The sequence below is a fragment of the Lysinibacillus sp. GW823-FHT02G10 genome (genome assembly GCF_058797135.1).
Genome location: NZ_JBXAJI010000006.1, coordinates 188,708 through 212,349, shown reverse-complemented (window position 1 = coordinate 212,349; position 23,642 = coordinate 188,708). Strand labels below are relative to the sequence as shown.

Genomic DNA, 23,642 nt, shown 5'->3' with positions numbered 1-23,642 from the left:
TTTGTGTTTAAATAGTTAGTTTGTCCACAGCAATTACTTGCCTAGCATACTACGAATTTGTTTAACATCTTGTTGAAGTTGAACGTCATTTTTCAACATAGAAGATATTTTTTCGTGCGCATGGATGACAGTCGTATGATCGCGGCCACCAAATTCTTCGCCAATTTTGGGCAGCGAAAAATCTGTCAACTCGCGCGATAAGTACATAGCGATTTGACGTGGAAAAGCAATTAATTTAGTACGTTTTTTAGCAGCGAAATCTTCCAAACGTATACTAAAATGTTCCCCTACTGCATTTTGAATGTCTAATATTGTCACTGTTCGCGGTTTTGAATTTGGAATGATATCCTTCAATGCCTCGGCAGCTAATGTCGCTGTAATATCTTTGTTTACAAGAGATGAGTAGGCAACGACGCGAATAAGCGCACCTTCAAGCTCCCTAATATTGGAGTCAATCTGGTTCGCAATATAAAGCATTACTTCATTTGGTACCTCTAGACCGTCTGCTTTTGCTTTTTTACGCAAAATAGCGATACGAGTTTCCAAATCGGGTGGCGCAATATCAGTTATTAACCCCCACTCGAAACGTGAACGGAGCCGATCTTCTAAAGTTGGGATCTCCTTAGGAGGTCGGTCACTTGATATAACAATTTGTTTGGATTCTTCATGTAAAGTATTAAAAGTGTGGAAAAATTCTTCTTGAGTTGATTCTTTTCCAGCAAGGAATTGAATATCATCAATTAGCAGTACATCCACGTTGCGGTACTTATTGCGAAAATCAAGTGCTTTGTTATCACGAATTGAGTTAATAAATTCATTTGTAAATTTCTCGGATGATAAGTACACTACTTTAGCATTTGGATTATGCTCTAATACATAATGACCAATAGCGTGCATTAAGTGCGTTTTACCTAGCCCTACTCCCCCATAAATAAAGAATGGATTGTATGCCTTAGCAGGTGCTTCAGCTACAGCTAGCGAAGCTGCATGTGCAAAGCGGTTACCAGAGCCAATAACAAACGTGTCAAAAGTATATTTCGGGTTTAACATACCTGGTGAAATATCATGATGTTCATTATTTTTTGCTTGGATAATCGGCGCTGGCAAATCAAAATCGTCCGAATCCTGGTTTTTTTGAACAACAAATTTAATAAGCAAGTCTTCGCCTGTTAGCTCCGTTAATATACCTGTAATCAAATGAATATAATGATTTTCAAGCCAGTCTCGAGCAAACGAATTTGGCGCAGCAATTGTCACAGTGGACCCACTACCATTGTAAGATAGTAATTTCGTAGACTTTAGCCACGTTTCGAAGCTTGGTTTAGAAATTTTTTGTTCAACTTGAGCCAGGACATTGTTCCATAGTTCTTCTAAATGTTCCAAGCTACTAATCTCCTTTACAGTGTTCAATACAAAAAAAAATCGCATTTATAGAATTGTAAATACGTTCATTTTATAACTCGTCCACATAATCACAAGTTGTGGATAAAAGTTAACCAAAGGCTGTGATGAAAATTATCCACAGCATATTAACAGTTGTGGATAATTAAAATGTTCGTTTTAGTTTTCAACAAAGTGAAGCACAGTAATCGTATCAGAAAAACAAAGCTATTTCAATAGTTTGTGAAACTTATCCACATAGCTTGCAGTTATGCACTTTATAGTTGTCCACAAGCACTGCTTATGTGAGAAACCTGTAGATAATTGTTGTGGATAAAAAATAATGCAAAAAATACTATACACAACTCTGTGTAAAAAAAACAAGTACTCTGTGGATAAATATTTTTATGTTTATGTAGAAAAAAATATTTCTAGTAGAGATCCAAACACTAGAAAATTGAGAATAAAATAAATAGATAGTTCGACGGATTAAAAGAAATTTGTGAAATTCATTGACAAAATAACTAGATACTTTATATAATATTCGAGTCTGTATGTTGAAAAATTCAACTCATATCAGGAGGTGTCTATATAAATGAAACGTACTTACCAACCAAAAAAACGTAAGCACAGCAAAGTACACGGTTTCCGCGCACGTATGAGCACGAAAAACGGTCGCAAAGTTCTTGCTGCTCGTCGTCGTAAAGGAAGAAAAGTTTTATCAGCATAAAATAAGTCCACTGAGCCACATCAGTGGTCTTTTTTTTCTTTATTTTTGGTAAACCTAGAAATGAGGATCAAAAGATATTATCTAATAGCAGGTGAAAGAAATGAAAAAACGCCAACGAGTGAAGAAGAATGATGATTTTCAAAAGGTGTTTAAAAAAGGTAAATCTTTCGCTAATCGTCAGTTTGTTGTTTATTTTTTAGTAAAAGAGGGACAAACGGAATTTCGTGTAGGTTTATCAGTTAGTAAGAAGCTTGGGAATGCGGTAACACGCAACCAAGTAAAACGCTATATTCGACAAAGTATTCATGAATTAAAAGATGAGCTAAAGCCGAATATGGATTATGTTATTATCGCCAGACATCCGGCGGCCACTATGGATTTTCATGAAGTGAAACAAAGTTTGCAGCATGTACTACGAATCGCAAAGGTAATGAAAAAAGTGTAATGTATGCAACCAAGTGGTGAAATTACGCCTGTACTGTTAGCAATAGAATAAATAATATGTGATTTTGCATAAAATTATATGTAAGAGAATTATACACACGGGGGTATTTGTGGCGAGAGTTTTCGCTTAAAAATATGTAAAATTCACAACTTATCTTAGGAATAAGTGTGTGTAATTAGAATATTTAGTAGAGTGAATGTTATAGGCATGATAAAATAACTGATAACTTTATCTTCATCGAGGACTCTCAAAAGTGGACTGAATTAAAGATAAGGCTACTGACGTTAAACCGATTATGTGATAGGAAACTGTCGGTACAAAAAGAACCATATAGAATAAGAAAAAGTGAATAGTAATTGTAGGGGGAAGAAGGTTGAAAAAACAACATTGGGTAATTTTGTCACTAGTATCGGTAGCCTTACTACTTTCTGGTTGTACAGAATTCAATGAACCAATTTCCAAAGATAGCACAGGCTTCTGGAATGAATTCATTGTTTGGCCGTTGGTATCAGCAATAAAATACTTTGCTGATCTGCTAGGTACGTATGCATGGGGGATTATTGCCGTAACGATTATTATTCGTTTAGCAATTTTGCCATTGATGATCAAACAAACAAAGAGTTCTAAAAAGATGCAAGAAATTCAACCAAAATTGAAGGAACTGCAAAAGAAGTATGCTTCTAAGGATGCTCAGACACAACAACAATATCAGCAAGAAATGATGAAGTTAATGAGTGAATCTGGAGTAAATCCACTTGCAGGATGCTTACCAGTAATCATTCAAATGCCAATCTTAATTGGTTTCTATCATGCAATTAGCCGTATGAATGCAACATCAACATTTGATTTAGGGAATTTCTTTATCTTCCCGCTAGCAGATCCAGCACCTGCATTAGCTATTACAGCTGGCTTAATGCAATTTATCGTGTTACGTACAGGACCAGCAATGGATAATCCTCAAATGAAAATTATGATGTATATTATGCCATTCATGATTATTGGTTTTGGTATGGCCTTACCAGCTGCATTATCATTATACTGGGTAATCGGAAACATTATTTCGATTTTCCAAAACTTGTACATTTATAAACCTTGGAATAAAGATAAAACACAACCTGCTCAAAATGGAGGGGCTAAAAAGTGAAACAACTTACGCAAATAGGCGCAACAACACAAGAAGCGATCTCATTGGCGTTACAGAAACTTGGCAAAACCCGTGAACAAGTAGATGTTGAAGTTTTACAAGAAGGTAAAAAAGGATTTTTAGGTTTTGGTGCACGTTCTGCAGAGATACGTGTAACAGTAAAAGAAGTTCAGGTTCCGACAATTGAAAGCGACAATGCGCAATTGCAGGTAGTAACTCAATTATATGAACCAATAGAAGTAGATGATGTTGAAACACTAAGTTCACAAGTTTCTGAACAACCAAGTGAAATGGAAGAAGTTCAACAAGTCGTTAAAGAACAAGATGAGGATGGAGACTCAGCAAATCCAATTGAAGAGGCAAAGGCTTATTTAAGTAGTATCGCTGAACAATTGGCTATTCATGATCTTGAGATTGTTACGACACGCGAAGGGAAATATGTATTATTTCAACTAAAAAGTGAGAAAGCTGCCCTGCTTATAGGGAAACGAGGTCAAACATTAAATTCCTTACAGCAATTAACACAACTCGTATTAAATAAAAGCGCAAAGCAGTTCTTAATGGTGAAACTAGATGTAGAAAACTATCGCGAGCGTCGACAAGTAGCTTTAGAATTACTTGCGGATCGAATGGCGGATAAGGCATTACGCTTAAATCAACGTGTGGCATTTGAACCAATGCCGTCTTACGAACGAAAGATAATTCATAATCAATTAGCAAATCGTCTAGATCTTGAAACGTATTCAGAAGGTACGGAGCCTAATCGTTATTTAGTAATAGAACCCGTAAAAAAATAATTAGACTGTTTCACATAATCATACAGACAATATATTTTGAAAGGTCATTTTATCTTTTAGATAAAATGACCTTTTTTAATGAAACGTAGCAAATTTTGTCGAAAATATGATTAGCGAAAAATTGATTTTATCCACATTTGGAAATGATCCTTACTTTAGATTTTGCTGAAAATATGTTAGTCTAAGGTGTTAGTAAGTATTGGTCGGTTTTGATTATCCACATGTGGATAACGTTGAGGAGGTCATTAAATGGAGTTCGATACAATTGCTGCGATATCCACACCGATGGGTGAAGGTGCCATAGCCATCGTTCGTTTAAGTGGAGACGAGGCTGTGACGATTGCAGACAAAATATTCAAATCACCCGGGGGAAAAAGTTTAACAACCAAAGATTCGCACACTATTCATTATGGACATTTAGTCGATCCTAAAACTAATGAGGTAGTAGAGGAAGTAATGCTATCGCTGATGCGTGGGCCAAAAACATTCACACGTGAGGATGTAGTTGAAATAAACTGTCATGGTGGATTAGTTTCAGTCAAACGCGTGTTGCAACTTGCTTTAACAAATGGAGCAAGGTTAGCTGAGCCAGGTGAATTCACAAAACGTGCCTTTTTAAACGGACGTATTGATTTATCACAGGCTGAAGCAGTAATGGATTTGATAAGAGCTAAAACAGATCGTGCGATGAATGTGGCTCTGGGTCAAATGGATGGAAAATTATCGAGACTTATTGGTGATTTGCGCCAAGCTTTACTAGAGACATTAGCCCAAGTAGAGGTTAATATAGATTATCCAGAGTATGATGATGTAGAAGAAATGACTGTACCTGTATTAGTAGAGAAATGTACATGGGTAAAAAATGAAATTATAAAACTTTTGCAAACATCTTCTCAAGGAAAAATTTTACGTGAGGGATTATCAACAGTTATTTTAGGTCGTCCGAATGTAGGGAAATCTTCACTATTAAATAGCTTAGTACAAGAAAATAAGGCCATAGTGACAGATATTGCAGGGACTACTCGTGATATTATAGAGGAGTACGTCAATGTCCGAGGTGTTCCACTTCGTTTAGTGGATACAGCGGGTATTCGGGAAACAGAAGATATTGTTGAACGAATTGGAGTAGAACGCTCACGGGAAGCTCTTCGTGGAGCTGATTTAATTCTGTTTGTATTAAACTATGCAGATGAATTAACTGCTGAGGATGAGCGTCTATTCGAAACAATTGAAGCGATGGATTACATCGTTATTGTCAATAAAACAGATTTACCGCAAAAAATTGATTTGGCTCGTGTCAAGGAATTAGCTGGTGACCATCGCATTGTAACAACTTCTCTGCTACAAGAGGAAGGTATTACAGAGCTAGAAGAAGCCATTGCTGCATTGTTCTTTGAGGGACAAATCGAAGCGGGCGATTTAACATATGTTTCAAACGCAAGACATATTGCCCTTCTACACCAAGCGCAAGCAACGGTAGAAGATGCAATAGCAGCTGCACAGGATGGTGTACCAGTTGATATGGTACAAATTGATGTAACAAGAACATGGGAAATACTTGGCGAAATCATTGGTGATACTGTTCAAGAAAGCCTCATCAATCAACTATTTTCTCAGTTCTGTTTAGGAAAATAATTTTCAGAAAGAAAGGAAGGTACGAGCATGCCAACAAAATATGAGGCAGGCACGTTTGATGTAATTGTGATTGGTGCTGGTCATGCAGGTTCAGAAGCTGCACATGCCGCAGCTAAAATGGGTGCTAACACATTAATGCTAACAATCAATTTAGATATGATTGCATTTATGCCATGTAATCCATCTATTGGTGGTCCTGCCAAAGGAATTGTCGTACGTGAGATTGACGCTTTAGGAGGCGTCATGGGGAAAGTGATAGATAAAACGCATATTCAAATGCGAATGTTGAATACAGGGAAAGGCCCAGCTGTACGTGCATTGCGCGCACAAGCGGACAAAGTTTTGTATCAGCAAGAAATGAAACGAGTATTAGAAGAAACACCAAACTTAACAATCCATCAAGGGATGGTTGAAGAGTTAATTATTGAGGATGGGGAAGTAAAAGGGGTCATTACACAAATTGGTGCCGTTTATCGTGCTAAAACAGTTGTCGTGACAACAGGTACTTTCCTACGTGGTGAAATCATTATTGGTGATATTAAATATTCAAGTGGTCCTAATAACCAACAACCGTCAATTCGCTTAGCTGATAATTTAAAAGAGCTAGGTTTTGATCTAGTTCGATTTAAAACAGGTACACCACCACGTGTGAATAATCGAACAATAGATTATGACAAAACAGAGATTCAACCAGGTGATGATGTTCCACGTGCATTTAGTTTTGAAACGACTGAATTCATCATGGATCAGCTACCTTGCTGGTTAACATATACAAGCCCTGAAACTCATGAAATTATTGAAGCAAATTTACATCTTTCACCGATGTATTCAGGGATGATTAAAGGGACAGGTCCACGTTATTGCCCATCTATTGAAGATAAAGTTGTACGTTTTAATGATAAGCCAAGACACCAAATCTTCTTAGAGCCAGAAGGCCGCAATACACGTGAGGTTTATGTTCAAGGTTTGTCAACAAGCCTACCAGAGCATGTTCAAACACGTTTACTAAAATCTATACCTGGCTTAGAGAATGCGGAAATGATGCGCGCTGGTTATGCTATTGAATACGATTCAATTGTGCCAACACAACTATGGCCAACTTTAGAAACAAAACGTATTAAAGGCTTATATACAGCGGGTCAAATCAACGGCACATCTGGCTATGAAGAAGCTGCCGCGCAAGGCTTAATGGCGGGCATGAATGCTGCTGCTAATGTACTAGGTAAAGACGAATTAATTTTGAGCCGTTCGGATGCTTATATTGGCGTTTTGATCGATGACCTAGTGACAAAAGGAACAAATGAGCCATATCGTTTATTAACATCTCGTGCAGAATATCGTTTACTATTACGTCATGATAATGCAGATCTACGATTAGTAGAGTTAGCTTACAATATGGGGATGATTCCACAAGAAAGATATGCTAGTTTCAATGAGAAAAAAGAGCTGATTGAAAATGAAATTGCACGTCTTCGTGAAGTCATTATTAAGCCAAATGAAGCGACACAATCTGTTATTCGTTCTGTTGGTGGTAGTGAATTAAAAGACGGTATACGTGGTGCAGACTTATTAAAACGCCCTGAAATGCATTATGAGTTAATCTCTTCTTTAATTCCGGCAGAAATCGAATTGGCTGATGAAGTGAAAGAACAAATTGAAATCCAGCTTAAATATGAAGGCTATATCGAAAAAGCATTGCAACAGGTAGAGAAACTACACAAAATGGAAAACAAAAAAATTCCTGAGAATATTGATTACGATGCTATTTCAGGTTTAGCAACAGAAGCGCGTCAAAAATTAAAACAAGTTACACCTCTATCTATTGCGCAAGCCTCTCGTATTTCTGGTGTTAATCCAGCTGATATTTCAATTCTGCTTGTTTATATTGAACAAGGTAAAATTGCGAAAGTAAGCAGCTGATCATCAACAACAGTAAAGTGAATAAGAGGCGGGCATACCATTGTGCCCGCTTCCTATTTTTAAAGCTATACTATTAGTTGGAGTTGTATAGCTAGATCAACAAAGGAGACTTTACATGAACGAACAACAATTTATTGAGGCTCTGAAAGAGAAAGGTATCGAACTTTCTGATATACAGATTGCTCAATTTAAAAAGTATTTTGAATTACTTGTTGAGTGGAATGAAAAGATGAATTTAACTGCCATTACAGATTTAGAAGGCGTGTATTTAAAGCATTTCTTCGATTCGATTAGTCCTTCATTTTACTTTGATTTTTCAAAAGTCATAACTGTTTGTGATGTTGGGGCAGGAGCTGGTTTCCCAAGTATCCCAATTAAAATCTGTTTCCCGCATTTACAAGTTACAATTGTCGACTCCTTAAATAAAAGAATTACCTTTTTAAATCATTTAAGTGATGAGTTACAATTAGAGAATATGCATTTTGTACATGCTCGAGCGGAAGAGTTTGGCCAAAATTTAAAATACCGCGAACAATTTGATGTGGTAACAGCACGAGCTGTAGCTCGTTTATCCGTTCTAGCAGAGTTATGTGTACCTTTAGCGAAACAAGATGGATATTTTGTTGCTTTAAAAGCCGCAGCAGGGGCAGAAGAACTAAAGGATGCTAAAAAAGCTTTAACAACATTGGGTGTTAAACTGAGAGAGGAATTTTCTTTCAAGCTACCTGTTGAAGAAAGTGAACGCATTTTATATATATTTGATAAAATAAAAGGAACACCGAAAAAATATCCGCGTAAGCCAGGTGTACCAAATAAAACACCGATTCAATAATTAGTGTTTCATGTGAAACTTCTCAAAGTGGAAAATATTTTTTCTATTTTGAGCATACATACTAGTTATGGATGGTTCACGCAAAAGACATCTATGAACTATATACATTTAAAGAAATATAATAAATAATAATAGAATGACACAGAGCAAGATAGTTACTTAAAGGTGGTGCCACTTGGATGAAAAGTCCTTTTTCACGTTTTTTTGGAGGCGGAAGTAAAACAGAGCCTATTGTGAAAAATGAAGTAGAACAAGCAGAGGCGGTTCATGCAGCGGAAGAAGTCATAAAGTTGCCTATTGATCAAATTGTACCTAACCGTTTTCAGCCACGTACTATTTTTGATGATGAAAAAATTGAAGAATTATCAAGAACCATTCATACACATGGTGTGATTCAGCCAATTGTTGTACGTAAAACATCAGACAATCAATATGAAATTATCGCTGGTGAGCGTCGTTATCGAGCGATGAAAAAGCTACAATGGACAGAAGTCCCTGCTATTGTACGTAATTTAACTGATAAGGAAACAGCATCTATTGCGTTAATAGAGAACTTGCAGCGTGAGGAGTTAACTGCTATTGAAGAAGCGGTAGCCTATCAAAAATTATTAGAGCTTCATGAGCTAACACAGGAAGCTCTTGCCCAAAGACTTGGAAAAGGACAATCCACTGTAGCCAACAAATTACGTTTATTAAGGCTGCCAGATGAAGTACAGCAAGCTATTTTGAAGCGAAAAATATCTGAACGACATGCACGTGCATTAATTGCTATTAAAGATCAACCATTGCAACTAGAAATTTTGCAGCTAGCAATTGAAAATGATTGGAATGTGCGACAGTTAGAGGAGCAAATCCAGGCTATATTACATCCTGTAGCTGATGAGCAGGAAGAATCAATTCCAAAGAAAGCTAAACCGAAACGTAAAGCTATAAGTAAAGATGTACGTATTGCTTTGAATACCATCAAACAGTCTTTAACGATGGTAACGAAAAGTGGGATTACGGTGAAAACTGAAGAAGAAGATACAGAAGAATACTATCAAATTACAGTGAAGATACCTAAAAAGAAAAAAGTGTAATAAATTATTTTAGAAAAATAATTTATGATTAAATTTATCACTGTACAGGGGAGATATCTCAGAAGATTAATAGAGATATCTCCTTTTTTGTATTTATTCTTAATATTTTATACAACTCTCTTCAAATTTTTTGATAGAATGAAAGTTAGATAGCGGATTAAATAGTGATTTTACAAATGATTTGTCAAAGTAAACTTTGATAGATGAAAGCAGGTGCTTTTAAATGGGTAGAATTATAGCAATCGCCAATCAAAAGGGTGGCGTAGGTAAAACAACAACTTCGGTCAATTTGAGCGCTTGCCTAGCATACTTAGGTAAGAAAGTGCTTTTAATTGATACTGATCCGCAGGGGAATACAACAAGTGGACTTGGTATTAATAAAGGAGAAATACAGGGTTGTATTTATGATGTGCTCATTGATGATGAAGATGTTCAAAATGTCATTCAAAAAACAAATGTTGAAAATTTATCTATCGTGCCAGCAACAATCTCACTTGCAGGTGCAGAAATTGAATTGGTTTCGACTATTTCCAGAGAAGTACGTTTAAAACATGCTTTACAAAATGTGAAAGAGGATTTCGATTATATAATTATTGACTGTCCACCATCTTTAGGGCTTTTAACAATCAATGCGTTAACAGCTTCAGATGCGCTTATTATTCCCGTACAATGTGAATATTATGCATTGGAAGGGTTAAGTCAATTACTATCAACAGTTCGCCTCGTTCAAAAGCATTTGAATCAACAGCTTTACATCGATGGCGTTTTATTAACAATGCTAGATGCACGCACAAACTTAGGCTTACAAGTTATTGAGGAAGTGAAAAAATATTTCCAAGATAAAGTATATAAAACAATAATCCCCCGTAATGTGCGATTAAGTGAGGCACCAAGTCATGGTCAACCAATCATCACTTATGATGCAAAATCTAGAGGTGCAGAAGTTTATTTAGAGATGGCGAGGGAAGTGATTAAAAATGGCTAAAGGTCTAGGAAAGGGTATTGGGGCATTATTTCCAGGAGAGTCTTTAGAACACAGTGGTCAAGTGGAAGAAATCCAATTAGATTTAATTGTTGCGAACCCATTTCAGCCACGTAAAATTTTCGATGAAGAAAGTTTACAAGAATTAGCTGATTCTATTAAAGAACATGGAATTTTGCAGCCAATTGCTGTGCGTAAAAAAGCACGCAAGTTTGAAATTGTTGCGGGAGAGCGTCGTTACAGAGCTTGTCTATTAGCTGGCCTCGAGGTTATTCCCGTCATTATAAAAGAGCTATCAGATGCACAAATGATGGAGCTTGCTATTTTAGAAAACCTCCAACGTGAGGATTTAACTGTTATTGAAGAAGCAGAAGCCTATCAGAGTTTAATGGAAAACTTACATTTAACTCAGGAAGAGTTATCGAAGCGATTAGGAAAAAGTAGACCGCATATTGCCAATCACGTTCGGCTACTGGCATTACCAGAAGATGTACGTAAACTGATGAATGATGGAACTTTATCGATGGGGCAGGGACGGGCATTACTCGGCTTAAAAAATAAAAGAAGAATATCAGAAGTGGCTAATAAGGTAATAAATCTAGGATTGAACGTACGTCAAGTTGAATTATTAGTGCAAAACTTAAATGAAGAAGTTTCACGTGAAACAATCCCTCCTAAGAAAAAAGATATCTTTGTAACTGCAAAGGAGTCACAATTACGAGACTACTTTGGAACAAATGTTCAAATAAAGAAAACAAGTAATAAAGGGAAAATAGAAATTGAATTTTATTCTGAAGATGATTTAGAACGAATATTGGAAATATTAAACATACAGGAAGAATAAAATAATATTTCTATAACTTAATCAGAGCGCCAAGCAAATAGGCGCTCTCTATTTTTTAGAGAGAAAGAAGGCTTAAGTGTGGTATTACTAGGGGCATTAATAAATGCTGTGTTAATTATAGTAGGAGCATTAGTAGGGCGCATTTTTAAAAATCTTCCTGAATCTATGAAATCTACGGTTCTTTCTATTATTGGTTTAGCCGTCACATTATTAGGGATAAAAATGGGCTTTGAAAGTGATAATTTTATTATATTGGTAGTAAGTTTAGTGGTAGGTACAGTAATAGGTGAGTGGTTAGATTTAGATAAACAAATGAATCGTCTAGGTAAATGGGTAGAGAGTTTATTTCGTACAAAACGGGATGACCAAAATCAAATTAGCATAGCAGAGGGCTTTGTAACTGCCTCACTAATTTTTGTTGTAGGATCAATGGCTGTTATAGGTGCTCTTGATAGTGGTCTTCGTAATGATCATAATGTACTCATTACTAAAGGATTAATAGATGGATTTACATCCATTATTCTAGCCTCGACATTAGGTATAGGTGTAATGCTATCCGCTGTACCTGTCTTTGTTTATCAAGGATTAATAGCTCTTTTTGCAGGTGTTATAAGTTCCTTTATCCCTGATGCCGCACTACAAATGTTCATTACAGAAATGACAGCTGTTGGCGGGGTTATGATTATGGCAATAGGGTTAAACATTGCAGGCTTAGCTAAGATCAAAGCTGCTAACTTGCTTCCAGGTATCGTCATTGTTGGTATTATGGTGGCTATCTTCTACATTTTTTAGTGAATAACGATGAGCAGCCAGTAATAATGCTCTTGAAAGCTTTTCAGCCATTGCATAAGAAATATGAAGTCTGGTATTTTGTAAAACAAGCATTTCCATAAAGCCTCCAATATTGACGATTCCTTTCACGGAAATGTCTCCAATTGGGGGTAATTCTTTTTTTACAGCTTTTCCAGGGAAAATGGGTCCACTTTGAACTGAAATATGACCAACATTTTGCTCACTGCCGAGACAGGCATCAATCGCAATAATGAATGGTTTTGTAGTATGATTGTGTAGCTGTTGCATTGTAGAATCTAGGTTTAGAGCATGTAAAGGGTCTTCTAAGGAGCCTACAATTTCATAAGGAAAGCTAACAGATTTTTTTAAAAAGCTACCAGTTAATGGACCAAGTGTATCACCCGTACATCGGTCACTGCCAATACAACAAAAAATTAGTCTTTCATGATGAAACGGTATATGTTCTAAAAATAATGTACTTAATTGCCAAACAGCATTTTTACTCTCATGATGAAGGGAATAAGGTAGTAACAAATTTGGTATAGTATTCATAAAAAAACTCACTTTCTTTTTATTTTTAGAAGTGCTCAATTTTTATGCAGTATACGCAAATTTTTAGCAAGTTATTCAAGAGGTGGTAATGATGGAAAAGAATAAAAAGTTAATGGAAAAATACTGGGACAAGCTCACATCTGAGGATCTTTGGGAAAAGGTTATTGATGCATCTATAGAAATTTTGCTCATTCTATTAGTATCGTGGATCGCTGTAAGATTAGGTAAAAAATTTATTAAAAAGGTGTTTTTAATCCGTATGCGTTCACCATTGAGCCACTCAGAGCGACGCCAACGAACAATTTCAAGATTATTACAAAGCGTGATTTCCTATGTCGTTTATTTCTCTGCAATCATTGGTATACTTTCTTCCTTAAATATAAAGGTAGCAGGTTTATTAGCGGGTGCAGGAATTGTTGGTTTAGCAATAGGTTTTGGTGCTCAAAGCTTAGTAAAGGATGTTATTACTGGATTCTTTATTATTTTTGAAGACCAGTTTGGTGTAGGCGATTATATAAAAATAAATGCTGCAGAAGGTACAGTTGTAGAAATTGGCTTACGTACAACAAAAATTAATGGTGCTACTGGTGAACAGTTCATCATTCCCAATGGTGCCATAGGCGAAGTCGTCAATTATTCTGTTAACAACTCCAAAATTTTTATAGATTTACAAATGGCCACGGATGCTGATTTTGAAAAAGCAGAAGGGGTTATTAATAAGTATTTAGAGACATTGCCTAAGATGCATAAAGAATTAATTGCAGCTCCGGTATTTCTAGGTGTGCAAAATGTTAAAGGGACAGAAGTAACCATTCGTATAGCTGCTGAAACATTACCGCAGCAACAATATGGAGTAGCACGTACCATACGCCGCGATATTACAAAACTCTTTGAAGAAAATAATATACCAATGGTCTATCCAAAAATGATGTTCTATGGCAAAGATGAGGGGAGAAGTGTGTAAGATGGAGGCAAAAAAATTTGGTTTAAACGATATTGTTGAAATGAAAAAACAACATCCATGCGGTACTAATAAATGGAAAATTATTCGTATGGGGGCGGATGTACGTATCAAATGCGAAGGATGTCAGCATAGTGTCATGATTCCACGTCGTGAATTTGAGAAAAAAATGAAAAAGGTTTTATTTTCTGCGGAAGAGTCGTAACATCAGGCATATTAGACTTTTTCTGGGTGAATCAATATAATAGATAAGGTTATAAGAGAGAAAATTTGAACTGAGTATAGAAAGGTTGTGTCCATCCATGGCATTAACAGCTGGAATCGTTGGTTTACCTAACGTTGGAAAATCAACATTATTTAACGCAATAACAAAAGCGGGCGCATTGGCTGCAAACTATCCATTCGCAACGATTGATCCAAACGTTGGTATAGTTGAAGTACCTGATGCACGTTTAGATAAATTAACAGAATTAGTGGTACCGAAAAAAACTGTGCCAACTGCATTTGAATTTACAGATATCGCTGGAATTGTTAAAGGTGCTTCCAAGGGTGAAGGATTAGGAAATAAGTTCCTAGCTCATATTCGTGAAGTAGACGCAATTTGTCAGGTAGTACGTTGTTTTGTAGACGAAAACATTACTCACGTTTCTGGTGCAGTAGATCCAATTGACGATATTGAAGTTATTAATCTAGAGCTTGCACTAGCTGACTTAGAATCTGTGGATAAACGTTTACAACGAGTTAGCAAAATGGCGAAACAAAAAGATAAAGAGGCTATGATAGAAGAGCCAGTGCTTCTAAAAATTAAAGAGCAACTAGAAAACGGTAAACCAGCTAGAGCAGCTGAGCTATCAGATGATGAATTAAAGGTAATTAAAGGTCTTCATCTACTAACAATTAAACCAATGCTTTATGTAGCAAACGTTTCAGAAGATGAAGTAGCAGATGCAGACAACAACGAGTATGTGAAAAAAGTACGTGAGTATGCATCCGCTGAAGGTGCACAGGTCATTACTATTTGTGCAAAAATCGAAGAAGAAATTTCTGAGTTAGATGATGAAGAAAAAGCTATGTTCTTAGAAGAATTAGGAATTAAAGAATCTGGTTTAGATCAACTAATTCGTACTTCTTATGACTTATTAGGACTAGCTACTTACTTCACTGCAGGTGTACAGGAGGTACGTGCCTGGACGTTCCGTAAAGGAATGAAGGCACCTCAATGTGCAGGTATTATTCATACTGACTTTGAGCGCGGCTTTATTCGTGCAGAAACAGTGGCATATGATGATCTTCTTGAGGCAGGTTCGCAAGCAGCGGCTAAGGAAGCTGGTAAAGTACGTCTTGAAGGTAAAGAATATGAAGTACAAGATGGCGATATTATGTTATTCCGCTTTAATGTATAAAAAACTTACAAGGGCAATCTAAAATGGTTGCCCTTTTTCGATTGCTTAGTTATCAGAATTTTTAATGTATGGAGGCGACTTATGAATGAATCCTGTGCAAATTAAGGAACGTGGTTTAGAGTTTGAGCAACTGGGGATGTTACCACAAGATGTCTTAGATTATATTTATGAACAACGATTATTCAAATTGTTCACTCCAAGAGAATTAGGTGGTATGGATTTAAATTTAGTAGACGGTGTAAAGATATTTCAACAGATGTCTGCACTTGATGGCAATTTTGGATGGCTCATTACTATTGGTACAGGTGGAAACGCATTTATTCCAACATTCAGTAAGGAAATTTGTGAAAAAATCTATTCTCCTAAAGAAGCAGTTATAGCAGGTAGTGGATATCCAACAGGGATAGCTGTAAAAACAATTGGAGGCTATTATGTAACAGGGCAATGGAAGTATTGTAGTGGTTCTAATTATGCATCAACATTTACGATGAATTGTTTAATTGAAGAAGATGGTATCAAAACCGAAAAAATTATTAGCTGCTCAGTAAATCCACATGATGTAGAAATTTTGAATGATTGGTCTGCAATGGGTTTAAAGGCAACAGCTAGTCATACAATCCGTGTAAACAATGTTTGGGTACCACAGGAAGCTACTTTTCAATTAGGGGTCATCAGAAATGATTATGGCAATTCAGTACATAGCTTTCCATTTACCACTTTTGCAGAGGCTTCCTTTTTAGGCGTTTGTCTTGGGATGACAGAGAATTTTTTAGAAGAAGCTTTTGCTTTAATGAAGCAACGAAATCATGATGGAAGCAGAACTGAGCGAATTGGAGCCTTCCAATTTTTATGGATGCAGCAGCATAAACGTTTCAAGCAATGCGAGGAACAGTTTTATGCAACATTATCTGTCTTTTGGCAACAGCATCAAAAAGGTGAACAATTAACGGAAGAGGAATTATCACAATTTACTCAATTGGCTAAGGATATAGCTGCTGCCTGCTTAGAGATAGCGAATAATTTAATACGCAGTCTCGGTATGGATGCTATTACAGAAACATTTACGATTAACCGTATTTGGAGAAATTTATATACAGCAGCCCAGCATGGATTTTTAACTCCTTAAAGTATAAATAGAATCTGTAGTTGTTCATTTCTAATCTACAGATTCTATTTAATTATGTAGTCTTATTTTAATGATGATCCTTTTCCCGCAATAGATAAACATACAGCTTTGGTAATTTAGGATCATCCTGTACGATAGCATTACGTGGATATTTGCGTAGCTCTTTATACATGGCAAAATCGCCTACAGCTCCAGCTATTAACACCGCCCCTATCAATATTAAAACAGTACTGTTAAGATAAAACCCAACAATGGTTGGAAGTACCCCAGTCGTCCAGAATGGCAGTAATAAAGCTTTTTTCATAGCATGGTTGGGGAGAGGTTGCTCAGTAGTTGCATAGGCAATACCTTGCTCTAAATTTATGCCATATTTTAAAGCTTTAAAGGGAACTCTGCCAAAAATCATAAAGCCAATTAAATGAAAAGCCTCGTGTAGGATAATAAAAATTATATACAGCACAACAAATAGTGCTGTGCCACCAATCATCTTCCAAAAAGAAAAATGGAAATCTTTAAAGCAAATATATTGAATGGCAATAAATAATATGACAAGACCACTTGTAATCACAAAATTGTCGATCATTAACTTCTTTAAATCTAATTCAATAACGATAGGCTCCTTATCGTTGGTTAACATGAAGGCACTCCTTTCATAGATAATGAAATATACTGCCATTATATAACGAATTATTAGTTTGTGACTTGAAAGACATGTACCTATATGTTACAATTCATTGATGTGAGTAATAATTAATTACTTGCTCCTTGCTCCCTTAATTAGGAGAGCCTAAGTCCATAAGGAGGTGTAAACAGATGAGAAAATACGAATTAATGTACATCGTACGTCCGAACATTGAAGACGAAGCGAAGAAAGCTTTAGTTGAACGTTTCAACGAAATGTTAACTTCTAACGGTGCAGAAGTCATCGAATCAAAAGAGTGGGGCAAACGCCGCTTAGCTTATGAAATTCAAGACTTCCGCGAAGGTTACTACCAAATCGTAAAAGTAAACGCTACTTCAGATGCAATCAACGAGTATACACGTCTTGCTAACATCAGCGAAGACATCATTCGCCACATTGCAGTTCGCGAAGAAGCTTAATAATTAATTTTTTACAAAACGCTGAAAAGGAGGTTGTATTCTGATGATTAACCGTGTCGTATTAGTTGGAAGACTAACAAAAGATCCTGAGCTACGTTATACACCGAATGGAGTTGCGTCTACAAGATTTACAGTAGCTGTAAACCGTGCATTCTCAAATCAACAAGGTGAACGCGAAGCTGATTTCATTAGCTGTGTTGCTTGGCGTAAACAGGCTGAAAACCTAGCGAACTTCATGCGAAAAGGAAGTTTAATTGGGGTAGAAGGTCGTATCCAGACAGGCAGTTATGAAGGACAAGATGGTAAGCGAGTATACACAACAGATGTCGTGGCGGATAGCGTACAGTTTTTAGAACCCCGTAATGGTAGCGGTGCTCCTGCTCCTCAATATGGTGGACAAACTTACGGTAATAACCAACCGTCATATGGCGGTGGTCAACCACAACAACAGTTTAGTGGCGCTATGCCAGGGCAGGGTTCCTATGGCGGCGATTCGTATCAGCAAAATCAACCACCTATGAATCAGCCGAATTATACACGTGTAGATGAGGATCCATTTGCGAATAGCAAAGGGCCAATAGAAGTATCTGAGGATGATCTTCCATTCTAATGCTTCTAAATGATAAAAAAAGATAAGGAGGAGACACACTATGGCACCACGTCGCGGAGGCCGCAAACGCCGTAAAGTTTGCTACTTCACTGCTAATAACATTACGCATATCGACTATAAAGATGTAGATTTATTAAAAAAATTCATCTCTGAGCGCGGTAAAATTTTACCACGTCGCGTAACTGGCACTAGCGCTAAGTACCAACGTAAATTAACTTCAGCTATCAAAGTATCTCGTATCATGGGATTACTTCCATTCGTAGCAGAAGATAAATAAGATTGATGACGTTAAGGTAACTGACCTTACATCAATTTTAACTACCAGCATATTACGATATTCGTATCGGGTATGCTGGTTTTTTGTTATGGTTAAAAGGAAAATTATCAGCTACTTAGGTAAAAGTTCGAATTAAAATTGAAAAAATAATGACAATGTACATAGTGATCTAAGTGATTTTTGTTCAATACTATGAAAAAATGGTACAATAAAGGGTAGTAAGTTTGACTGAAAAAAAGGAAGGTTTTCAATGCCGAATAATCAAACAAAAGCGCTTGTACAAGGCTCAATGATGGTTGCACTTTTTACAATTTTGATGCTAATTTCTGCATATGTACCATTCATCTTTATAGTAGCTTTATTATTCGCTCCACTACCGATTGCTTGGTATAGCGCAAATTACAAGCGTTCCACATCAATACTCGTAGCAATAGTAGGCTGTATCCTAACCACTATAACGAGTGGAATATCCATGCTGCCATTTGCCTTTATTTTAGGGCTAGTAGGTGTCGTTATGGGTAACGCCATTTATTTGAAGAAGAGTAAGCTTTATTTATTTATGTCAACGGGGATTGCTAATCTCCTTTCGATGGCAATTGTTTATGTTGCTTATGTAAAGCTTTCAGGGATTGACTTCATAAGCATGAGTTTAGAGATGGCACGTAAAAATTATGAGCAATCTAATGAATTTGCGAAGAATGTAACAGGCCAAGTAGCCATTAATCCAGAGCAGCTTGAGGCAATGTTTAAAACAATTGAACTGACTATGCCTGCAACGATAACAATCTCAGCATTTTTTGCTGCATTTATTATCATTACAGTCAATTTACCAGCTCTAAAACGACTAGGGGTAGATGTTCCAAAATTTGCTCCATTCCAAAATATGAGATTACCACGCTCTATTTTATGGTATTACATGATCGTTTTATGTATTAATTTATTCATGCGTCCTGAGGCTGGCTCTACGCTAGATATTATTGTATTAAATGTTTCTTATATTTTATGGTTGTTACTGATTTTACAAGGAATATCTTTTATCCATTATTTTATCTCTAAAAAGGGGATGCCAAATGGAGTTAAATGGGTAGCAACTTTATTAGCAATTCCATTATCATCCTTTATGATCTTACTCGGTATTGTTGATTTAGGTTTTGACGTACGTTCACTTGTAAAGGGGAAGACTAAAGAATAAGGGGCTGATTGTAATGGGGACATTTAGAAAACGACCAATTCGCTATCCGCTTTTTGTTCTTTCCATATTTGGAACTGTGACGTTCGTGCTTCTATGTATTTGGAATATCGGGATAGGTATCGGTTATGGTGTAGGTTTTGTTTTACTGATGGCCTACACATGGAAAGTAGAGAAGATAGCTTTTGAGGAAACAGAAAAGCACATTGAATCTATCTCCTTCCGTATGAAAAAAGTAGGGGAAGAGGCACTGCTTGAAATGCCAATTGGGATACTGCTGGTTAATGAGCAGTATGAAATCGAATGGTCTAATCCATATATGCAAGGCATTTTAAATATGGAATCATTAGTTGGAGAAGGTATTGTAAATATATCTGATGACATCTATGTATTAATGAAGACCGAGGAGACTAATGAGGCGACGATTACACTACGTGATCGGAAATATCGTGTTTATTATAAAAAAGAGGAACGACTACTGTATTTCTTTGATATAACTGAACAGATTGCCATTGAAAAGCAATACTATGCAGACCGTACAGTAATCGCTATATTGTTTGTCGATAATTACGATGAAATCACGCAAGCCATGGACGATCAACCACGTAGTTTAACCAACACAATGGTTACTTCAATTGTCAATGAATGGGCTGCAGAGCATGGTGTATTTGTCAAACGAATATCATCAGATCGTTTCTTAGCAGTCTTAAATGAATCCATTTTAACGGAGCTAGAAAAGAAAAAATTTGCTATATTAGATACCATTCGAGAAAAAACAGCTCAAAAGAATTTATCATTAACATTAAGTATTGGTGTAGGAGCTGGATCATCCTCATTAGTGGAGCTTGGTGAGTTGGCACAATCCAGTCTTGATCTTGTATTAGGACGGGGTGGAGACCAAGTGGCGATAAAGCAACCTACTGGAAAACTTAAATTCTATGGTGGAAAAACAAATCCAGTCGAAAAACGTACACGTGTTAGAGCGCGCGTTATTTCACATGCATTACGCGATTTAATTCAAGACAGTGACCAAGTGTTTGTTATGGGACATAAAAATCCTGACATGGACTCCATTGGTGCTTCTGTAGGTGTACGGAAAATGGCACAAATGAATGATGTAAAGGGCTATGTCATTATCAATTTTGATGAATTAAATGGTAGCGTTACACGATTAATGAATGAAATAGAGAGTAAATCAGATTTCTATGAAAATTTCCTTACACCAGAGGAAGCCGCTGGTAAAATGACTGAGAAATCGTTGCTCGTTATTGTTGATACACATAAGCCTAATTTAGTAATTGATGCACACCTATTGAAATTAGCTGAAAAGGTGGTTGTAATCGACCATCATCGTCGAAGTGAGGACTTTATTGAAAATCCTACACTCGTTTATATGGAGCCATATGCGTCGTCCACAGCAGAGCTAGTGACAGAGTTACTAGAATATCAGCCGAAGCGTGCAAAAATTAATATGCTAGAAGCTACTGCATTACTAGCGGGTATTATCGTTGATACCAAAAGCTTTACACTTCGAACAGGAGCACGTACATTTGAAGCAGCTTCTTACTTACGAACAAATGGTGCCGATACAGTATTGGTCCAACGTCTCTTGAAGGAGGACGTGGACACATATATAGAGCGCTCCAAAATTGTGCAAACAGTTAAGTTCGTAAAACCAGGAGTAGCTGTTGCTGTAGGTGAGGAATCAAAAGTGTATGACTCTGTCTTAATTGCGCAAACAGCCGATATATTACTAACGATGAAGGATGTTAGTGCATCCTTTGTCATTGCACATCGGGCAGATGGCAAAATTGGTATAAGTGCACGATCACTTGGCGAGGTCAATGTACAGCTAATTATGGAGAGGCTTGGCGGCGGTGGACATTTAACGAATGCTGCCTGCCAAATAGATGCTAAATCCATCGATGGTGTGAAAAAACATTTAGAAGAGGCCATAAATGAGGTCTTTGAAGGGAGTTCTGACTAATGAAAGTAGTATTTTTAAAAGACGTTAAAGGAAAAGGAAAAAAAGGTGAAATTAAAAACGTAGCTGATGGCTATGCACAAAATTTCTTAATCAAGAATGGCTATGCAGCGGAAGCAAATGCGCAAGCTTTAAGCCAAATAGAGGGGCAAAAGAAATTAGAGGCCAAAAATGCTGCTGCCGAATTAGCTGAAGCACAAGCATTAAAGGAAAAAGTAGAAGCACTAACAGTTGAGCTAAAAGCAAAATCAGGTGATGGTGGCCGCTTATTTGGCTCAGTATCTACAAAGCAAATTGCTGATGCATTACAAAAAGTGCACGGTATTAAAATTGACAAACGTAAAATGACTTTACCTGATGGGATTCGTTCACTTGGCTTTACAAATGTTCCTGTAAAACTACATCATGAAGTATCAGCAACGTTAAAAGTACATGTAACGGAAGAATAAGGAGCGACAATCCATGAGTGAACCGATGATGGACCGCGTTCCACCGCATAACCGGGAGGCGGAGCAATCGGTTATCGGTGCTATCTTCCTTGAGCCACAGGCATTAATAACAGCATCAGAAATTTTATTGGCAGATGATTTTTATTTAAATGCCCATAAGAAAATTTTCGAAACGATGTTGCGCTTGAGTGATCAAGGAAAAGCGATAGATGTTGTAACAGTTACAGAAGAATTATCAGCTAAAAAAGAGATTGAGGACGTTGGCGGGCTTTCTTATTTACTAGAGCTCGCCAATGCTGTCCCTACAGCTGCCAATGTCGCTCATTATGCCAAAATCGTTGAGGAAAAGGCCCTCTTACGTCGATTGATTCGAGTGGCTACGAAAATTGTCGAGGACGGCTATACACGTGAAGACGAAGTAGAGGCATTATTAGGCGAGGCAGAGAAGAAAATGATGGAGGTTGCCAATCGAAAGAATGCAGGTGACTTTAAGCATGTTAAAGATGTGCTAGTGGAAACTTTCGATAATATTGAGCAACTGCAATCACAAAAGGGAGAAGTAACAGGTATCCCGACTGGCTTCCGTGATTTAGATAACATTACTGCAGGCTTTCAACGCAACGATTTAATCATTGTTGCTGCTCGTCCATCTGTAGGGAAAACAGCCTTTGCATTGAATGTTGCGCAAAGTGTTGCTGTACAAGCTCGTGAAAATGTTGCAATCTTTTCTTTAGAGATGGGTGCAGAGCAACTGGTCATGCGTATGCTTTGTGCAGAAGGAAATATAGATGCACAAGTTTTACGTACAGGTGCTTTAACTACAGAAGATTGGGGTAAACTAACTATGGCAATGGGTAGTTTATCGAATTCAGGGATTTTTATTGATGATACTCCAGGTGTACGTATCAATGAAATCCGTGCAAAATGTCGTCGTTTAGCTCAGGAGAATGGACTAGGAATGATCTTAATTGATTATTTACAGTTGATTCAGGGTAGCGGCAAGCCAGGAGAAAACCGTCAGCAAGAGGTATCAGAGATTTCCCGTTCCTTAAAGGGATTAGCCCGTGAATTAAAGGTACCTGTTATTGCGTTATCACAGTTATCTCGTGGTGTTGAGCAACGACAAGATAAACGGCCAATGATGAGTGATTTACGTGAATCGGGAAGTATTGAGCAAGATGCTGATATTGTTGCGTTTTTATACCGTGATGATTATTACGATAAAGAATCTGAGAATAAAAATATGATCGAAATTATCATTGCGAAACAACGTAATGGTCCAACAGGAACTGTTACATTGGCCTTTAAAAAGGAATTCAATAAATTCATTAATGTGGATTGGTCACAAATGCCACCTCCACCGCCACGTGATTAGTCAAGTTACTCGTCATTCAGATAAGTTGCCTATTA

Annotated in this window: 25 protein-coding genes; 22 read left to right on the top strand and 3 right to left on the bottom strand. The window is 36.9% G+C overall.

Annotated elements, in window-relative coordinates:
* Positions 1-33 precede the first annotated feature (33 nt).
* Positions 34-1,383, bottom strand: a complete 1,350-nt coding sequence (gene dnaA, locus AC1RFD_RS18145; protein ID WP_004233307.1) for a chromosomal replication initiator protein DnaA — start codon at positions 1,381-1,383, stop codon at positions 34-36.
* 592 nt (positions 1,384-1,975) lie between these two features.
* Between dnaA and rpmH the strand changes: the two genes are divergently transcribed.
* The 11 genes from rpmH to AC1RFD_RS18090 all read left to right on the top strand — a co-directional run bounded on the left by rpmH (position 1,976) and on the right by AC1RFD_RS18090 (position 12,580).
* Positions 1,976-2,110, top strand: coding sequence for a 50S ribosomal protein L34 (gene rpmH / locus AC1RFD_RS18140; RefSeq protein WP_004233310.1), 135 nt, complete (start codon positions 1,976-1,978; stop codon positions 2,108-2,110).
* A 100-nt stretch (positions 2,111-2,210) separates the two neighbouring features.
* Positions 2,211-2,555 carry a ribonuclease P protein component gene (gene rnpA / locus AC1RFD_RS18135; RefSeq protein WP_048395204.1) on the top strand — a complete coding sequence of 115 codons (345 nt, stop codon included), beginning with the start codon at positions 2,211-2,213 and terminating at the stop codon, positions 2,553-2,555.
* Between the two features lie 373 nt (positions 2,556-2,928).
* Positions 2,929-3,699, top strand: coding sequence for a membrane protein insertase YidC (gene yidC / locus AC1RFD_RS18130; RefSeq protein WP_025115704.1), 771 nt, complete (start codon positions 2,929-2,931; stop codon positions 3,697-3,699).
* A complete protein-coding gene (gene jag, locus AC1RFD_RS18125; RefSeq protein ID WP_492475158.1) occupies positions 3,696-4,496 on the top strand; it encodes an RNA-binding cell elongation regulator Jag/EloR in 801 nt (266 codons plus the stop codon). Before yidC ends, jag begins: the two co-directional genes overlap by 4 nt.
* A 249-nt stretch (positions 4,497-4,745) precedes the next feature.
* Positions 4,746-6,131 (top strand): tRNA uridine-5-carboxymethylaminomethyl(34) synthesis GTPase MnmE, encoded by a 1,386-nt coding sequence (gene mnmE / locus AC1RFD_RS18120; RefSeq protein ID WP_054548811.1) that lies wholly within the window; start codon positions 4,746-4,748, stop codon positions 6,129-6,131.
* 27 nt (positions 6,132-6,158) lie between these two features.
* Positions 6,159-8,051: a tRNA uridine-5-carboxymethylaminomethyl(34) synthesis enzyme MnmG gene (gene mnmG, locus AC1RFD_RS18115; RefSeq protein ID WP_048395211.1), complete on the top strand. Its 1,893-nt coding sequence runs from the start codon at positions 6,159-6,161 to the stop codon at positions 8,049-8,051.
* A gap of 115 nt (positions 8,052-8,166) precedes the next feature.
* On the top strand, positions 8,167-8,883 hold the full coding sequence (rsmG, locus tag AC1RFD_RS18110) for a 16S rRNA (guanine(527)-N(7))-methyltransferase RsmG (protein WP_066038358.1): 717 nt from the start codon (positions 8,167-8,169) through the stop codon (positions 8,881-8,883).
* Positions 8,884-9,062: 179 nt separating this feature from the next.
* Positions 9,063-9,962 carry a nucleoid occlusion protein gene (noc, locus tag AC1RFD_RS18105; RefSeq protein ID WP_004233323.1) on the top strand — a complete coding sequence of 300 codons (900 nt, stop codon included), beginning with the start codon at positions 9,063-9,065 and terminating at the stop codon, positions 9,960-9,962.
* A gap of 223 nt (positions 9,963-10,185) precedes the next feature.
* Positions 10,186-10,947, top strand: a complete 762-nt coding sequence (locus tag AC1RFD_RS18100; RefSeq protein ID WP_048395216.1) for a ParA family protein — start codon at positions 10,186-10,188, stop codon at positions 10,945-10,947.
* Positions 10,940-11,788: a ParB/RepB/Spo0J family partition protein gene (locus AC1RFD_RS18095; protein WP_048395218.1), complete on the top strand. Its 849-nt coding sequence runs from the start codon at positions 10,940-10,942 to the stop codon at positions 11,786-11,788. Before AC1RFD_RS18100 ends, AC1RFD_RS18095 begins: the two co-directional genes overlap by 8 nt.
* A gap of 78 nt (positions 11,789-11,866) precedes the next feature.
* Positions 11,867-12,580 (top strand): DUF554 domain-containing protein, encoded by a 714-nt coding sequence (locus tag AC1RFD_RS18090; RefSeq protein ID WP_048395220.1) that lies wholly within the window; start codon positions 11,867-11,869, stop codon positions 12,578-12,580.
* On the opposite strand, the gene yyaC is transcribed toward AC1RFD_RS18090, so the two are convergent.
* Positions 12,500-13,132: a spore protease YyaC gene (gene yyaC / locus AC1RFD_RS18085; protein ID WP_048395222.1), complete on the bottom strand. Its 633-nt coding sequence runs from the start codon at positions 13,130-13,132 to the stop codon at positions 12,500-12,502. The genes AC1RFD_RS18090 and yyaC overlap by 81 nt on opposite strands.
* Positions 13,133-13,223: 91 nt before the next feature.
* On the opposite strand from yyaC, the gene AC1RFD_RS18080 reads away from it, so the two are divergent.
* The 4 genes from AC1RFD_RS18080 (at position 13,224) to AC1RFD_RS18065 (ending at position 16,622) form a co-directional block, all read left to right on the top strand.
* Positions 13,224-14,096: a mechanosensitive ion channel family protein gene (locus AC1RFD_RS18080; RefSeq protein ID WP_048395224.1), complete on the top strand. Its 873-nt coding sequence runs from the start codon at positions 13,224-13,226 to the stop codon at positions 14,094-14,096.
* Between the two features lies 1 nt (position 14,097).
* The gene (locus AC1RFD_RS18075) at positions 14,098-14,298 is read left to right on the top strand and encodes a DUF951 domain-containing protein (protein WP_048395226.1); all 201 of its coding nucleotides are present in this window, start codon (positions 14,098-14,100) and stop codon (positions 14,296-14,298) included.
* Between the two features lie 97 nt (positions 14,299-14,395).
* Positions 14,396-15,496 (top strand): redox-regulated ATPase YchF, encoded by a 1,101-nt coding sequence (gene ychF / locus AC1RFD_RS18070; RefSeq protein ID WP_016994923.1) that lies wholly within the window; start codon positions 14,396-14,398, stop codon positions 15,494-15,496.
* An 85-nt stretch (positions 15,497-15,581) separates the two neighbouring features.
* Positions 15,582-16,622 carry an acyl-CoA dehydrogenase family protein gene (locus AC1RFD_RS18065; protein WP_485601043.1) on the top strand — a complete coding sequence of 347 codons (1,041 nt, stop codon included), beginning with the start codon at positions 15,582-15,584 and terminating at the stop codon, positions 16,620-16,622.
* Positions 16,623-16,689: 67 nt separating this feature from the next.
* Here the strand turns inward: AC1RFD_RS18065 and AC1RFD_RS18060 are convergent, their stop codons facing one another.
* A complete protein-coding gene (locus AC1RFD_RS18060; RefSeq protein WP_054548815.1) occupies positions 16,690-17,259 on the bottom strand; it encodes a DUF3267 domain-containing protein in 570 nt (189 codons plus the stop codon).
* A 176-nt stretch (positions 17,260-17,435) separates the two neighbouring features.
* Here AC1RFD_RS18060 and rpsF point away from each other — a divergent pair, with 176 nt between their 5' ends.
* The 7 genes from rpsF (at position 17,436) to dnaB (ending at position 23,607) form a co-directional block, all read left to right on the top strand.
* Positions 17,436-17,723, top strand: a complete 288-nt coding sequence (gene rpsF / locus AC1RFD_RS18055; protein WP_016992320.1) for a 30S ribosomal protein S6 — start codon at positions 17,436-17,438, stop codon at positions 17,721-17,723.
* 43 nt (positions 17,724-17,766) lie between these two features.
* Positions 17,767-18,333, top strand: a complete 567-nt coding sequence (gene ssb, locus AC1RFD_RS18050; protein WP_054548816.1) for a single-stranded DNA-binding protein — start codon at positions 17,767-17,769, stop codon at positions 18,331-18,333.
* Positions 18,334-18,373: 40 nt separating this feature from the next.
* The gene (gene rpsR, locus AC1RFD_RS18045) at positions 18,374-18,610 is read left to right on the top strand and encodes a 30S ribosomal protein S18 (protein WP_012296211.1); all 237 of its coding nucleotides are present in this window, start codon (positions 18,374-18,376) and stop codon (positions 18,608-18,610) included.
* Between the two features lie 250 nt (positions 18,611-18,860).
* The gene (locus AC1RFD_RS18040; protein WP_066038355.1) at positions 18,861-19,802 is read left to right on the top strand and encodes a YybS family protein; all 942 of its coding nucleotides are present in this window, start codon (positions 18,861-18,863) and stop codon (positions 19,800-19,802) included.
* Between the two features lie 13 nt (positions 19,803-19,815).
* Positions 19,816-21,786 (top strand): DHH family phosphoesterase, encoded by a 1,971-nt coding sequence (locus AC1RFD_RS18035; protein WP_004233367.1) that lies wholly within the window; start codon positions 19,816-19,818, stop codon positions 21,784-21,786.
* On the top strand, positions 21,786-22,232 hold the full coding sequence (gene rplI, locus AC1RFD_RS18030; protein WP_004233368.1) for a 50S ribosomal protein L9: 447 nt from the start codon (positions 21,786-21,788) through the stop codon (positions 22,230-22,232). Before AC1RFD_RS18035 ends, rplI begins: the two co-directional genes overlap by 1 nt.
* A 13-nt stretch (positions 22,233-22,245) precedes the next feature.
* Entirely contained in the window at positions 22,246-23,607 is a 1,362-nt protein-coding gene (dnaB, locus tag AC1RFD_RS18025; protein WP_004233370.1) for a replicative DNA helicase, read from the top strand.
* Positions 23,608-23,642: the final 35 nt, after the last annotated feature.